9 protein-coding genes are annotated in these 15,879 nt (G+C 33.6%); 6 read left to right on the forward strand and 3 right to left on the reverse strand.

The window, feature by feature from the left end; all coding sequences use genetic code 11:
* Positions 1–300 precede the first annotated feature (300 nt).
* Positions 301–2,343 carry a beta-galactosidase gene (locus tag QQS35_RS01110; RefSeq protein ID WP_285929874.1) on the reverse strand — a complete coding sequence of 681 codons (2,043 nt, stop codon included), beginning with the start codon at positions 2,341–2,343 and terminating at the stop codon, positions 301–303.
* Between the two features lie 117 nt (positions 2,344–2,460).
* On the opposite strand from QQS35_RS01110, the gene QQS35_RS01115 reads away from it, so the two are divergent.
* From QQS35_RS01115 to ppc, 3 genes are all read left to right on the forward strand, one after another.
* On the forward strand, positions 2,461–3,285 hold the full coding sequence (locus QQS35_RS01115; protein WP_285929875.1) for an AraC family transcriptional regulator: 825 nt from the start codon (positions 2,461–2,463) through the stop codon (positions 3,283–3,285).
* 251 nt (positions 3,286–3,536) lie between these two features.
* Complete coding sequence (locus QQS35_RS01120) at positions 3,537–3,710, forward strand: aspartyl-phosphate phosphatase Spo0E family protein (RefSeq protein ID WP_285929877.1); 174 nt, start codon at positions 3,537–3,539, stop codon at positions 3,708–3,710.
* A 678-nt stretch (positions 3,711–4,388) separates the two neighbouring features.
* On the forward strand, positions 4,389–7,145 hold the full coding sequence (gene ppc, locus QQS35_RS01125) for a phosphoenolpyruvate carboxylase (RefSeq protein WP_285929878.1): 2,757 nt from the start codon (positions 4,389–4,391) through the stop codon (positions 7,143–7,145).
* Between the two features lie 108 nt (positions 7,146–7,253).
* Here ppc and QQS35_RS01130 read toward each other — a convergent pair whose 3' ends face one another.
* Positions 7,254–12,476: an ATP-binding sensor histidine kinase gene (locus QQS35_RS01130; RefSeq protein ID WP_285929879.1), complete on the reverse strand. Its 5,223-nt coding sequence runs from the start codon at positions 12,474–12,476 to the stop codon at positions 7,254–7,256.
* Positions 12,477–12,586: 110 nt separating this feature from the next.
* Between QQS35_RS01130 and QQS35_RS01135 the strand changes: the two genes are divergently transcribed.
* The gene (locus tag QQS35_RS01135) at positions 12,587–12,760 is read left to right on the forward strand and encodes an anti-repressor SinI family protein (RefSeq protein WP_285929880.1); all 174 of its coding nucleotides are present in this window, start codon (positions 12,587–12,589) and stop codon (positions 12,758–12,760) included.
* On the opposite strand, the gene QQS35_RS01140 is transcribed toward QQS35_RS01135, so the two are convergent.
* Positions 12,733–13,464 carry a response regulator transcription factor gene (locus tag QQS35_RS01140; protein WP_285929881.1) on the reverse strand — a complete coding sequence of 244 codons (732 nt, stop codon included), beginning with the start codon at positions 13,462–13,464 and terminating at the stop codon, positions 12,733–12,735. The two genes, QQS35_RS01135 and QQS35_RS01140, sit on opposite strands and share 28 nt — an antisense overlap.
* A gap of 485 nt (positions 13,465–13,949) precedes the next feature.
* On the opposite strand from QQS35_RS01140, the gene QQS35_RS01145 reads away from it, so the two are divergent.
* On the forward strand, positions 13,950–14,222 hold the full coding sequence (locus tag QQS35_RS01145) for a spore morphogenesis/germination protein YwcE (protein WP_285929882.1): 273 nt from the start codon (positions 13,950–13,952) through the stop codon (positions 14,220–14,222).
* 216 nt (positions 14,223–14,438) lie between these two features.
* Positions 14,439–15,629, forward strand: a complete 1,191-nt coding sequence (locus QQS35_RS01150; RefSeq protein WP_285929883.1) for an MFS transporter — start codon at positions 14,439–14,441, stop codon at positions 15,627–15,629.
* Positions 15,630–15,879: the final 250 nt, after the last annotated feature.

Raw genomic sequence — 15,879 nt, forward strand, 5'->3', positions numbered from 1 at the left:
GAAAATAAAGAGCCATTTTCTTCGTGTGGGGTAAATTCATGGATGTCATTTCAATGTCCTATGGGAAAGGAACAGTCTGAAGACCCCACAGGGAGCGTTCTTGGCGAGCGAGGAGGCTGAGGCGTTCCCCATGGAAAGGGAGTATTTTCCCGCAGCGCCGGATTACCACCCAAATTGGAAAGAATGCAAAAAAATTAAGAATGTCTTACGGCGTACTTTATATATTTTATTCAGTAACAGTTCTTTCAAAAAAAAAGCGAGCAAAGCTCGCTTTTTAAAGTAATAGTCATCCACTGATTATTATAAATCGCCTAATTGTTGATTTCCCAAGATCATAACTTGCTTTGCTTCTATTGAAATAGTGCCAGATTGTATCTTATCAGTTAACAAATTTGTTCTTTCACTTTCACCAAGATACACATTCCTTGATTCATCCGCATGATTCAGAACAAATAAATAGCTATGTCCATTTTTGGTACGCTCAGAAACTTCTACACCACTATCAGCTTGCAGCAATGTTTTAATATTCTTATCCTCACAGATTGATGAAACAAAGTCATTTAAAAAAGTATCGTCGGGACTTGAGGCTATATACCATGCATTACCATGACCAAATGCATTTTTGGTGAGCACGGGCATTCCTTTATAAAAATCATCTCCATATTCAGCAATCACTTCTGCTCCCTCAGCATGAATTAAATCAAATAAAAGATTACACTCGTATTGCCCTTGCAAATTCCCTGTTTTTTCTTTGATAACTATTTTATTTTTGTTATCTGGATGAAGTGCATCAATTTCTTCTGCCCATATACCAAGTAGCTGTCTCAACTCACCTGGATAACCTCCCAAAGTGACAAGATCATTTTCATTTACAATACCACTAAAAAAAGTAGTTACAAACGTTCCACCATTTTCAACAAACGTTTCGACCTTTTTAGCATAGCCTTTCTTAACCATATAGAGCACGGGGGCAATTACAATCTCATACTTACTAAGATCTTCATCAACGCCGATCATATCAACTTGAATTTTTTGTTCATAAAATGCAGCATAATATTTATGAACTTCTTCGATATAATCTAGAGCAATCGAAGGACCACTTGATAAATTAACTGCCCAACGATTTTCCCAATCAAATACGATTGCAACCTTTGCATGAACACGTGCGTCTACCATTTGCTCAGATAGATGTTGCAGTTCTGTCCCTAAGGCTGCTGTTTCTCGAAATACTCTTGTTTGTTCATGGCCAACATGCTCGATTACTGCTCCATGATACTTTTCTGTTCCCCCAATAGATCGTCGCAATTGAAAAAACATAACCGTATCCGCACCACGAGCGATCGCTTGATAGCTCCATAATCTCATTACACCTGGTCTTTTCAGTGCATTATAAGCTTGCCAATTTTGCTGACTAGGCGTTTGCTCCATGAGCATAAATGGTTGCCCACTCTTTAAACCTCTCATTAAATCATGATTCATTGCGGTCATACTTTCTGGTGTATCAATACCCGGGTAGTTATCCCAAGAGACTACGTCCATTGCTTTTGCCCATTTAAAGTAATCAAGTTCTAAGTAAGTCCCCATTAAATTGGTAGTAATAGGTATGTCTTTAGTATGTTGTTTAATTGCATTGTATTCTAATTGGTAACATTCCAATAAGCTATCAGACATAAACCTTCTGTAATCCAATGATATTCCCTGAAAAAAACTTACCTCTCCTGGTTGCTCTTCACTTAAAATATTTGGTAAGACAATTTCATCCCAATCGTAGAATGTGTGCCCCCAAAACCTTGTATTCCAAGCCTTGTTCACTTCTGTAATTGTCCCATATTTATTTTGTAACCAAACCCGAAAGCTTTTCTCACATTGATCACAGTAGCAGTATCCTCCATATTCATTAGATACATGCCAAATCAATACCCCAGAGTGATTTTTGTAGCGCTCTGCTAATTTACTAGCTAACCTTTCTGCATATTTTCGGTATGTTGGACTGTTTGGACAAGAGTTATGTCTAGCTCCAAATTTTCTTTTCCTTCCAAAGAAATCAACACGCAGTACATCTGGATATTTTTTTGCCATCCATGCGGGATGTGCTCCTGTACTTGTTGCAAGGCAAGTATATATTCCATTTTTATAAAGTCGATCTATCTTATCATCAAGCCAGTCAAAATCATAAGTTTCTTCATCTGGTTGGTTTAATGCCCAAGAAAAGACATTTAATGTAGCAACATCAATCCCAGCTAATTTAAACATGCGAACATCTTCATCCCACGTTTTCTCATCCCATTGTTCAGGATTATAATCTCCGCCATACCATATTTTAGGTAACCTTTCATTAATCACTTTTATCCCACCCCATGATATAATTTAATTACATTGTATTCGGTTTCAAAACACTTTTATATATAATATATTAGTAAGGGATATAAGAATATGGCAATTAAACGGGGGATAATATTAATGGAGTTAAAACGATTTGTACTAACACCAATCCGACGAAAAGCTTTACCTATTTATCCGGAAAGTATTGGAATTAACCCTAATGAACAAACAGTTAACAGACCCCACGGCTATCCTCATTATCACTGGCTTCAAACAATTGAAGGGAAAGGCGCCTTTGTTTTTGACGGACAAACGTTTACATTAAGCTCCAATAGTGGAATATTGCTCAGTCCATTTCAAAATCATACCTACTACCCTCTAACGGATAAATGGGTTACATGTTATGTAACATTTAATGGTGATATGGTTTCAGATTTATTAACACATATCGGTTTAAAAACTAATGTATGCTTTCAATGGGAAAAACAAAGTCCTGTCGCGAATGAAATTATGCTTCTTATTAGTAAGTTAGAGAAGCATGAGGATATATTTGGTTTACATGCCTCAACTTATTTATATCAATTCTTATTAATAATAAATAACTATGCCAAATTACAAGACTTTTCACACGTTTCTACTAATATAGAAAAAATTGCACCACTTATTGACTTTATGAATAATAAAATTTCTGATCCGGAAGTTGGGCTACAAGAATTTTCACAATTACTTGCCATGTCACCACGACAGTTACATGGGATTTTTCGTGACACATTCAACTTTTCACCATATGCATATTTTGTTCATCTTCGAATAAAAAAGGCTAAACAACTCCTGTTGGATAAGAAGATACTTACCATTAAACAAGTAGGTGAAAAAGTGGGGTTTAGGTCTACAAGTCATTTCATTGCTTCCTTTAGAAAAATTGTTGGTTTGACTCCTGAACAATTTCGTCAACTACAATAGTTATTATAAATAGAAACTTAATGAAGGCTTTTGCTTGGAAATTTTAAATTACATACATTCACCACACACGCACTTTCTTTGTAAGTTATAATTAAATAGAATTAGTTATTTTTAAAAATTCATTATTTGTCTTGTGTTTTGGTTCACAAAAAAGTATATTTATAGATATAATTCTAAATATTCGTATATCTTCGGACCACTGCATCTTATTGACTAAGAGCTCTGAATATTTTGGAAAAGGAGTGATTATCTTGAAAGAGACAGAAGATTGTGAAAAGAAAATTGAAGCTTTAAGAAAACAATTATTTGAATCCTATAAAGAAAATCAATTAAGTGAAGAAGTAGTTCATATATCGCAAGAATTAGATAGGGCACTTAATGAACTTCATTATTTAACATTAAAATCAAAAACCAAGTTAGTCTAAACTGACTTTAACGATACAATCATTTATCTTTAACACTATACTTAACCTTCTTCGAATACCAAATTTTCAAAAAAAACCTCACCTTCCCCCATTTTTTTATATAAAAATTAAAAAACTTATTTTTAGACTTCCATCATCAAAAATGTTATCGTTTACATACATATAATAGCAATGTTTTAATATATATCTATCTATCATTACTATTCATCTCATTACAGAATCGATTTATACGTTTGAAGTGAATATTCATCTAGATTTGCGATATATTTTTGAGTTGTCAGAAAATATTACAGACTAATTAGTTATTTTTATCAAAAAAACATGTTATGATATAAATATATTTTCTACGAAAGAAACACACGGTCGTAGATTGTATAGGCTTTAATATATAGCCTTCCCCGAAAAACATTAAAAACTCTCACTTTAAAAACTAGCTTATTAAAAGCTTAATCTTACTTTGATAGATAATTCTGTGATTGTTTAATAAATCTATATCCTAAAAGAATGTATTTATGCTGATAAGGGCATACATATCTTGTCAAAACAAATCACAAGTTCTCTAACTTAGTACAGAAGCAATGCTAGTCCATCCAGATTGTCATACTATCATTTAATAACTACACATGCGATGATAGTATAAATAACCAAAGCAATAATTTCTTGAAAGGAAGTGGAAAGATGGAGATTAAAGCAGAAGATAAAAACACGTTCTCCCTACATAGAGATGTAGAATATTTAAGTAAAATTCTAGATAATGTTTTACTACATGAAGGCGGAGAAGAATTATTAGAAAAGGTAAATAAAATTCGATCATTGTCTAAAACATTAAGAGAAACACAGGACCAAACCGTCTATCTTCAAATCAAAGATGAGATTAATAAATTAGAACCTCCGCTTAGACAAAGTGTAATACGAGCTTTTTCGATTAATTTGCATATCTTTAATATAGCTGAGCAAAATTACCGAAGTCGTCGTCGTCGTGAATATCAAGCACAAGACGCCAATATTATACAACCGGGATCTCTTGAAGACGGCATCAATAAACTCCAAGAAAATTCGGTAACGCCTGACATGATTTCAAAGTTACTTGAAACATTGTCTTTGGAGTTAGTAATTACAGCACATCCAACCGAAGCAACACGAAGAACCATCCTACAAATTCATAAACGGATAGCTGATTTACTTAAAAATTGGGATTATGCTTACACACGTTATGAGAAAAAGGTTATTCAAGAAACCATTTATAATGAGATAACTATTTTATGGCAATCAGATGAAATTAGAGAGAAAAAACCTTCTGTAATGAAAGAAGTATCTAATGGACTCTATTTCTTTGACAAAGTGTTATTTGATGTACTACCAAAGATTCATCAAGATTTGGAAGACTTATTATATGAAAAGTATAATCAAAGATGGCAGGTTCCTTCTTTCCTAAGATTCGGTTCTTGGATCGGCGGAGACCGTGATGGAAACCCTAACGTCAAAGCAACAACTACTTTTGAAACTCTAAAAACACACAGAAAACTTGTGCTGCGAAAATATAAAGAATCGTTAGATAGTTTAAAAGATCGTTTAAGTCATTCTGCGAAGAAAGTTGATGTTAGCCAGGAGTTAATTCAATCGATTGATGCGGATAAACAACTTTTAGAAGAAAGTGGTTGGCACAAAGAAGATGAGATTTATCGCGTTAAATTATCTTTAATGCTGAAAAGATTAAATTACACAGAAGAAGACCATTCATTAGGCTATCAGTCAGTGGAAGAACTTTTATCTGATCTATACCTAATTCAAAGTAGTTTAACTAATCATCATCCAAACAACAATCCAATCAAATTGCTTCGTCAAGTGATTCGTCAAGTTGAAATTTTCGGTTTCCACTTAGCATCATTAGACATTCGAAACCATAGTGGCGAGCATGAATCAGCACTTTCAGAAGTACTTAAAACTGTAAATATTGATTCGGATTACAAACAATTAAGCGAAACTGATAAAGTGAAGACATTGACGTCTATCCTTGAAGATCCTAGACCGATGATTTCCATATATGATGAATTCACTCCTGAAACACAAGAAGTAATCAATACATTTCGTATGATTAAAAAAGCACAAGACACATTTGGTGAGCGTGCAATTGAAGTTTATTTGATTAGCATGACGCAAACGGTAAGTGACCTGTTGGAAGTACTCGTTCTAGCTAAGGAAGCGGGTTTGTATCGTGTGTTACCAGATGGAGAAGTAATTAGTAAGCTTCATGTGGCTCCACTATTAGAGACCATTGAAGATTTGAAGAATGGCCCAGAGATGGTAGAACAACTATTCAACATCCCACTTTACCGTAAACACTTAGCTTCACGAAGTGATTTACAAGAAGTAATGCTTGGTTATTCTGATAGTAGTAAAGATGGTGGAACATTAACTGCTAATTGGGAATTATATAAAGCCCAACAAGATATCCATGATATCGCTTCTCGATTTGGCGTTAAGTTGAAGTATTTCCACGGTAGAGGTGGATCATTAGGACGTGGTGGTGGACCACTATATTCAAGCTTGTTATCTCAACCACCAGTTACACTTGGAGATGGTGTTAAAATTACTGAGCAAGGAGAAGTACTTTCTTCTCGTTATTTATTATCTGATATAGCATATCGTAGTTTAGAACAAGCTACATCTACTATGATGACTGCAATCATGGGAATTGATAACTCAAGTGAGAGTACACAAATGCCATCAAATGATGCAGAAAAGGCAATGAGCGATATTTCTGATTATGCTTTAGACAAGTATCAGTCTCTTGTATTTAATGACCCTGGTTTCTTGACTTATTTCAATGAAGCTACGCCATTACATGAACTTGGAGATTTGAATATCGGTTCACGTCCAATGAAACGAAAAGGCAGTAACAGATTTGAAGATTTAAGAGCAATTCCTTGGGTATTTGCTTGGACACAGAGTCGTCAACTATTACCTGCATGGTACGCAGCAGGAACGGGATTAAATACATTCATTGAAAAATCTGGTAACTTAGAACTTTTACAAGAAATGTATGAGAAATGGCCGTTCTTCCAAGCAACAATAAATAATTTGCAAATGGCTTTAACAAAAGCTGATTTAACAACCGCAAAAGAATATACTAAAATGGTTAGTGATGAAACAATTCAAAAACGTATATTCGATCAAATAACGGAAGAGTATAACTTAACAAAGGCAATGGTATTAAAAATAACAGGTCAATCTGATTTATTGGATAACCAGCCCAATATTAAGGAATCTGTGAGACTACGTAATCCTTTAGTAGATCCACTTAACTTGTTCCAAGTCGATCTGGTTTCAGAACTTCGCTCAGGAACTGAAGTAGATAAGAAAGCTGATGACTTGTTAACAGAAGTACTTCTCACGATTAATGGTGTAGCGGCCGGTTTACGTAACACAGGCTGATTTTACAAAAAAGACTAAGAAAGAGTTTCTCAATCAATAAAAAACCCCTGTTTTCACAAATTATGTGAAAACAGGGTTTTTTATAATCCAGAGAATTATACATTCACGCTAAATGTTCTTCGATGTTGCTAAATCTTCTTCAACAAACCAATCCACATCAAACATCGGTAACGAAAAGTAAAATGTTGTCCCTTGACCCTCTTCACTTTCCACCCATATCATACCATTGTGTTGAGTGATAATTTCTTTGCAAATTGAAAGTCCTAATCCATTTCCCTTTGTCATCTTCTGATTGCTTTTCGTATAAAAACGATCGAATACAAATGGAATTTCTGACTTCGGAATTCCAAAACCTTGATCTTTTACACCTATTATTGCTTCTTTTGAATCGTTAAAATGAATTGTAATTTCAATCAAACCAGTATCTGTGTAGTTTATTGCATTCATTACTAAATTTGTCATTACTTGTTCAATCCTAAGAATATCGACCTCTACTAACAAATACTCAACACTTCCTAAAGGTGGTAACTCCCACTTGTATCCAAAACCTGCTTGCTGAACCTCTAATTCAAATTGACTACATAAATGAGTAAATAACTGATCAATAGGAACAACATCCACATTAAAATCATTTTTACCATTTTCAAGTTTTGCTAGTTCAAATAAATCCTGAATTAAAGCATCTAAGGACTGTACTCTTTTCTTCATGATTTGCAAATAATCACGTTGTTTATCAGGATCTTCTACTAATCCATCCAAGAATGCATCAATATAACCTTGGATAGCAGCTATAGGGGAGCGCAAATCATGAGAAACATTAGATAGTAATTGACGCCTCATTTCTTTTGCTTCTGCTAACTCTTGGTTAGCAGTAATTAAGTTTTGATTAGCCTCATTTAAGAGTTCTGTTCTTTCATTTACCTTTTTCTCAAGGTTTGCATAAAGATATGCATTTTCTATTGAAACAGCTACTTGTGAAGATAATAAGGTTAGTAAATCAATCCTTTCTCTTGTAAAGACATGGGATGATTGATTATTTTCTAAATATAAAATGCCAATTAATTTGTTTTGATGCAATATCGGAACACATAAAACAGATTTTATTTGATTTTCTACTATGTAAGTATCACCTACAAAAGCACCTGTTTGTGCTGCATCTTCCAGTACAACCGACTCTTGCGTACTAGCAACGTAATTAACAATCGTAGTAGAAAAATTTATAACACGCTTGATTGGAATAGCATTGGAGTGTATCTCGACTCCTACGCCCACATGATTTGAAGCAACTAATTGTAGTTGCAAATCTTGGTACATGATAAAATAAGCGTGTTCAGCACCTGCATTAATGAGTACTATATTCATCATTTTTCTTAAAAGTTGATCAAGAATTATTTCCCCTGATATGACTTGTGCTGCTTGAAACATCGATTTAAAGTCTAAATTATTATCTGTTACTTTTGCACTCTTAAACTCCTTAAACGACTTCATGATAAGGTTGGGATATTGATGATAAAGTGCATCGGCTTGTCTTTGTGCACCCCATTTTATATATGCTTCATAGGCTCCTGTCATATACGTCATAGCTAATCGTTCAACATTGTTTGCTAAGTAATAATGTCCAGCACATTCATTTGCAATAGCAACATCCTGTATAAACCCATTTTCTTCTGCAAGTGAAATCGCTTGATCATAATACGTTATAATCCTATTACTTTTTACTGTTAAGGCTGTTATTTCAGCCTTAACTAGTAAGTATTTATGTCTATAGTTTTCGGGCGAGTGTTTAGTCCAGTTTTTCAACTTAATACTACTTTTTTTCAATTTTCTTTTTGCTTGTAATCTACTTATATTTCCTTGCCTCGTTAATCTAATTGTCCATAACGAATGATAAAAGTAATAATCTGGTGTTATCATAAGCTTAAGCGTATCATCTACCAAGTTTTTTAAGTCATTTAATAAGGACTGGGCTATCCCGTATTCGTTAAATAAATAAGACATTTGCAACCTTAATGTCTTATGAATAATCTCAGCAGATGCATCATCTGTAATTGCTTCAAACTCCCATTCAGGAACACCCTTAGGCGTCCTTAAATACGTGATCCAGTTATTCAATTCTTCTAAAAGATCACTAGATAATCTATAATCATTTTTATTAGCAAATCTCCATTGCCTTTCAATTCCTTCAGTAACTTCTTCTAGACTTTCTCCTTTTATAAACAAAGCTAATGCAATAAATGGCCCGTTTGCTCCTGCTAAATGTAAATTTCCCGTTTCGATACACAATTGTTGGGAACGTTCCAAATAGTCTAAGTTATATCGAATATGATGTTTCCAATGATTCACAAAAGTACCGAATACAAAATAGACTCTTGCTTGCAATGCAGTATCTCTATTTTTTTCAGCATGTTCTATTGCAAGTTTTCCATATTTATAACTACCATCATAATCATTAAATCCAGCACTTAATGTAAGGGCATAATTATTATAAACGAGTGCAGATAAATCCATATCCCCATATTTTAGCATTTGACGGATAGCCCTAAGCATTAAGATGGTAGCGAGATTTTGGTTTACATGATAAGTTGGTGCATTAGTATTAATCAAGGTTCTCATGATTAACCGCTGATCAGGATCCGTTACCGGCGATAAGTTTAATAAGTCTTCTGTTTTTTTTCTTCCTAAAGCAAACTTTGTTAACATATACTCTTTGGCTACGTCTAATTTGCTAGGGTTTTCTTTGAACTTCCAACCAAATAAGCTTAAGCCAGTCAATCCCGAATTCGTAGCTTCCATCACTTTATGAATATGTGTGTATAAGGTTATTTTCAATTGATAGATAGATAGTTTTTCTTGTTTTGTTTTAACACGGTAGAGGAGCTGTTCAAAGCTTTTTTCTGCTTCCTCAAACATATGGTTCAAATATTGCGATTCCCCTAACCCTGTCAACATATCACGTGTTATCTCATAATGATTTTCCCAACTATCTTTTGCTAGAAGTTTGCTACCTGTAAAAAAAAAGTTTAATGCTGCATCAAAAGCCGCAGCTCCTTTTGCTTTTTCCCCAGCATTTATATTCCATCTTGTTAATTGGACCCTCTGCTCACTAGACAATAAATCACTACAAAGATTCAAATGATTGACAATCGCAAAGATATGTTCGTCTATTTCCTTTTGAGTAAAATGTTTTACTAATTCTTGCCCTATTATCAAATGATTATTTTTACGTTTTTCTACAGACATAGATGAATAGAAAGCTTGTTGCACTTTATCATGTATAAATAAATAAGACGGTGGATTTTCTTCTAATACAGATAAATTCTCATCGGGATATACCCATTTATATCGATCATCTAAAGGAATAATATGTCCCTCTTCCAGACCATTCCATAGTTTTTCTGCTACTTCACTATAACTTTGACTAGCAATAGTTGCTAATGACTTAAGATTAAATTGATTACCAAAACATGAGGCTAGCTGCAGTATTTTTTTTGTTTCTTCTGGTAGTCGGTCAATTCGTTTAATTATAATGTCCAAGATAGTTTCCGTAACTGGTATATACTTTAAAGAATCCAACTTCAGTTGCCAATTACCTTTACTAGAATCAAAACTAATCACTTTGTCTTCATATAGAGATTGAAAAAGCTGAATGATAAAAAAGGGATTACCCTTCGTAATTCGAAACATGATTTCTACTAAAGGGACTGCGCTTTTATTATCTATTGAAAATACCTCTTCCACCCATTCTAGGATATGATTATATTCCAACGGTTCGACAGGCACGTTATAAAAAGTAATAGATTTATCTTTTATATTTTTCAATAATGCTTCAAATGGATGTCCAATTTCGATTTCATTATCCCGATAAGCCCCCACTACAAATAAATACCTATCTTCTTGAGTTGTTAATAAATGTTCGACTAAATCCAGCGTAGCATCATCTGACCACTGTAAATCATCAAGAAACAATACTAAAGGATGTGCTTTAGTAGCAAAAACATCAACAAATTTTCTAACTGCTAAACGAAATCTATGGTGAACACCTTGTGGAGGTAATTCTGGACTCTCTTTTGTTGGAGTTCCTATAATCCATTTTATTTCTGGTATAAAGTTTGCTAAGACATTTGCATTAGCACCTAACGCCTCTATCAATTTGTCTTTCCAAACATTTATGTTTTCAGGGCTTTCCTTTAATATCTGTCTAATCAACGATTGAAAGGCCTGGATTAACGGCGCATAAGGAATTTGCTTTTCTAGCTGAACAAATTTCCCGGAAATAAAATAACCTCTCTGTTTAATAATCGGTGCATGCAATTCATTTACTAAAGCAGTTTTTCCAATTCCAGAAGGACCTGGGACTAACAAGAGAATAGGTACTCCTTTTTGAACTTGCTCAAAACTATTATATATCTGTTTGATTTGATACTTTCTTCCATATAATTTGTTAGGCTTCTCCAACACACTATTGGAATCTTTATCTGCTAATGTAAAAATTTCTAGTTCACCAGTTGTATTTAATTGTGTAAAACATCTCTCTAAATCTTCTTTTAAGCCAAAGGCCGATTGATATCTGTCTTCTGGCATTTTATTCAATAATTTCATAATTAAATTTGAGATAATCAGTGGTATATCTTTATTAATTTGATGTGGCTCTATTGGCATTTGAGCTAGATGACCATGAATAACTTCCATTGGGTCCTCCATAGCAAAAGGAACACTACCGACTACTACTTCATAAAAAAGAACACCTAGCGAGTATAAATCTGTTCTATGATCTAAGGTTCTATTCATACGCCCTGTTTGTTCAGGAGAAATATAATCCAAAGAATATTTTACTTGAAAGGCAGATAAAGTTTGTTGGTTTTCATTCATTAATTTTGTTGATTGATGAAAACCAGTTAGTTTTAATTCATTCGATTTTGAATTGTATAAGATATGCTCTGGATGGATGGCTTTATGAATGATGTGATTTTGGTGAATGTGTAAAATCGTTGTAGTAAGTTTCATTGCAAACTTTAGAAAAGAATTCAACTCAAATGAATGGTCAACTAACCAATCACTTAACAATTCTCCGCTAAACTGTTCTGTAACGATATATGCTTCGAGTCCATTTTTCTTTAATTCTAATGGCTTTAGAACACCATCAATATTCAAGTCTTTTAGCATATGGTATTCGTGGATACTTTCAGCAATTGTTTGATCATGATTGCGTTGACTTTTTCTTTCTTTTAAAAGCACTAAATTATTGGATTCAATCGAAAGCGCCTTGTAAAAAACCAATGAATCATTCTCGATATATTTGTCAATTATATGGTACCCTGAGAGATTTTTCATATATACATCACCCTAAAAATTAAAATTTTAAGTAAACTTTAATTATACTTTAATTTAACTTATACTTTCTCAATTATACTTATAATTGTACGGAGCAAAGGGGGATATAAATGATTACTACACAAAAGGAGAATTGTTTTAACAATGGTGACTCAAACCAATTGGATAAGGAATGGCTAAGCCTAATCTTAATTGCTAAAAGTCAGGGGCTTACCGCACAAGAAGTAGAATCTTTCTTTAAAAAACACCAAACTTTTCACAATAATGAATCTGAAAACGCGTGAAATTTGTAGCCAATTCCACGAACTGTTTCAATGTAGACGATATCATCTGTATGCATTTCTAGTTTTTTACGTAAATTGCTAATATGAACCATTACAGTACGGTGATCTCCAAGACCTTTTTCACCCCAGACTAATTCAAACAATTTATCAATACTATATACTCTTTCAGGGTTACTTGCCATTAAACATAGGATTTGATATTCTTTTGCAGATAAATTAACAACTTTGTTATTCACTCTTACTACTGCACTTTCTAAGTTAATTTCTAACCCTGGAAAAGAAATAAGGCTAGTCGGTGTAATTCTACTATTGCTCAAGGACTTTTCATTATCTAAGACCCTCATACGTCTTAAGTGTGCTTTTACCTTAGCAACTATTACAGCAGGGCTAGTTGTTTTCGAGATATAATCATCTCCACCAACTCCAAGACCTAGAATGGTATCCATATCATCTTCTTTTGAACTTAAAAACAAAATTGGTACGTCGGTTTTTTTTCTTATTAACTGACACAGTTCAAAACCATCAAGATTTGGCATCATTACATCCAAAATTATCAAGTCTGGTGGAGTATGTTCAATAATGGAGAACGCATCTAGTCCGTCATTTGCTGTATATACTACATAACCATTATTCTTCATATACAATTCCAATATTTTTGTCATATCTAAATCATCATCAACCAATAATATTTTTTCACTTGCCATAAAAACAACCTCCAGTCTTGAATCAAAATTAAATAGCATAATCGTTTTACAAAAGAGGGAGATTCAAACTTAAATGGAGAGGAAAGCATAAACCTATCTAGAAGTTTGATATGAAATCTCAAGAGGATAGTTCGTTTGATCTAGAGTTATTCTGAAAAGAACAATAAAAAAGTTGTTTCCCACTCTATTATAGATAAGTATATTTTACTAGGATAGCATCCCTAAGTATACATCTTCTACAAATTTTTAACATTTTTTTCAAATTAGCCAATTTATCTGAATGTTACCTTGTCATTTTATGGGAATAATTAGGGGGTAGTAGTTTTTTACATTTTATTAGAACACAAAATTACATTTTAAACAATATATAATTGTGACAAAAATATGAATTAACTGTTACATTTTTGTGAACATAATGTTATAATTGATGCAAACCCTTACAAGAGTATTAGTTTCTTTACTTGTACTATTAGGAGGCATTGATGATGGATATATTATTAATCTTTTTACTGATATTTAGTGCTACACCACTTGTGCTTTGGTCAGAAAATTGGAAGAAAACTGCTATATTTCAAATACCATTTATTTTTGGTGCTTGGTTAGCGTTTTTAAACATTGTTTCTAATGGCATCGCACCAGCCGAATCTTTTTTATGGTTCTTATTTTATGGAAACTTAGTTTATGGGCATATAGCGATTTTTATGTTGCTTATTAACATTAAAAAATCCACTTCTAAATCTGTTTCCTATGCAAATTAATATTATATAACCTAAGCAACAAAAGCGTAACTTCCATCAATGGAAACTAAATACAATGTTAATTAAAACAAATAAGTGATGTTCACTTATTTGTTTTTTGTCGTTACTTTATATGTACAGTCTAGCTTATGAATTATTATGCGTAATCAATGACAGTTTCATTGGACACGTCTATAATAGAACTTTAAATGCACTTACAGAAAAGGGGGAAGTACCATGAATGCTGAAATAACCGTAGCTGCTTCGAAGGAATATAATTATTCATTAATGACATTTGTTTTATTTTGGGCTGCAATGACCGTTATGTGTGGTTTATATATGACAATCCCTCTTATCTCCACATTTGCAACAACCTTCCAGGTATCAAATCATGAAGCTGCATGGGCAGGAAGTGCTTTTTCTCTTTTCTTTGCTGGTGGCTGTTTATTTTATGGTGCATTATCGGATCGATATGGCAGGAAAATAATTATCGTAATTGGATTAGGTGTACTTAGTGCCGCAACTATTAGCGTAGGATTTGCAGGAAACCTATCTACACTTATACTATTAAGAGCAATCCAGGGTGCAGCAGCGGCCACCTTTTCACCAGTTGCTTTGGCTTATACAGGTGATATGTTCCCAAAGCACAAAAGAGGAACAACCATTGGTTTTATTAGTACGGGTTTCCTATTGGCTGGTATTATAGGACAAGTATTAAGCAGCACATTAAATCAATGGTGGCATTGGCATTATGCTTTCTATTTCGTAGGAGGGGTCTATTTTGTAACGACTATCTTAGTTCTTATAATACTACCAAAAGATGACATGCAACAACCTGAAGGAAATATTCTTGCTCCATTTAAGCAAATCAAAGTTATTGCTCAGAAAAAATCTTTGCTTTTATGTTATCTGATTGCTATTACAATTTTACTTTCTTTTGTCGGCATGTACACTTCTCTGGAAAATTATTTAAGTAGCGAGGTATATGGATTTTCCAGTGAAGATATTCTCTTTATTAGGTCGATTGGAATCATCGGTATGTTGTTATGTCCTTTTACTGGTCGTTTTGTAACTAAGTTTGGATTCCATTTTGTTCTTAGAGGTGGGTTTACACTAGCAATTCTTGGACTATTAGGATTGGCGTGGAGTAATAACTTGATTTTATTAATTATAATGAGTGTTGTATTTGTTTCGGGTATTGCAATTTTAGTACCAACACTTATTTCACTGGTTGGGCAATTAGGTGGAAAATCAAAAGGATTAGCTACTTCTTTATATACGTTTGTGTTATTTATAGGTGCTAGTCTAGGTCCCATTTTAGCTGTTGCTTTATTACAAATGGGTCTTGATTCATTGCCATTTTATATTTTTTCATTATTACTTTTCCTAGCATTTCTACTTACCTATTTGATAAACACAACTGAATAGCTTTAGCTACTTTTGAAATCAGAATAAATATAGAGTTTGCACTAACTACCTTGCATTTTTTCTAAGATGAGTTCTCGCTCCAACGCTACGAAAAACACTCGCTTTCGTGGGGAACGCTTCAGTCTCCTCGCGAGCAAATACCGCTCACTGTGGGGCCTTCAGACTGTTCCTTTCCCACTGGAGTCTCGCATTTTTTCTCCGCTAAGTATAGCTCTTTTATTGAAGAGAGAAAATCCGTTCAAGCAAGTTA

The organism is Aquibacillus rhizosphaerae (genome assembly GCF_030282825.1).
Classification (GTDB): Bacteria; Bacillota; Bacilli; order Bacillales; family Amphibacillaceae; genus Aquibacillus_C; species Aquibacillus_C rhizosphaerae.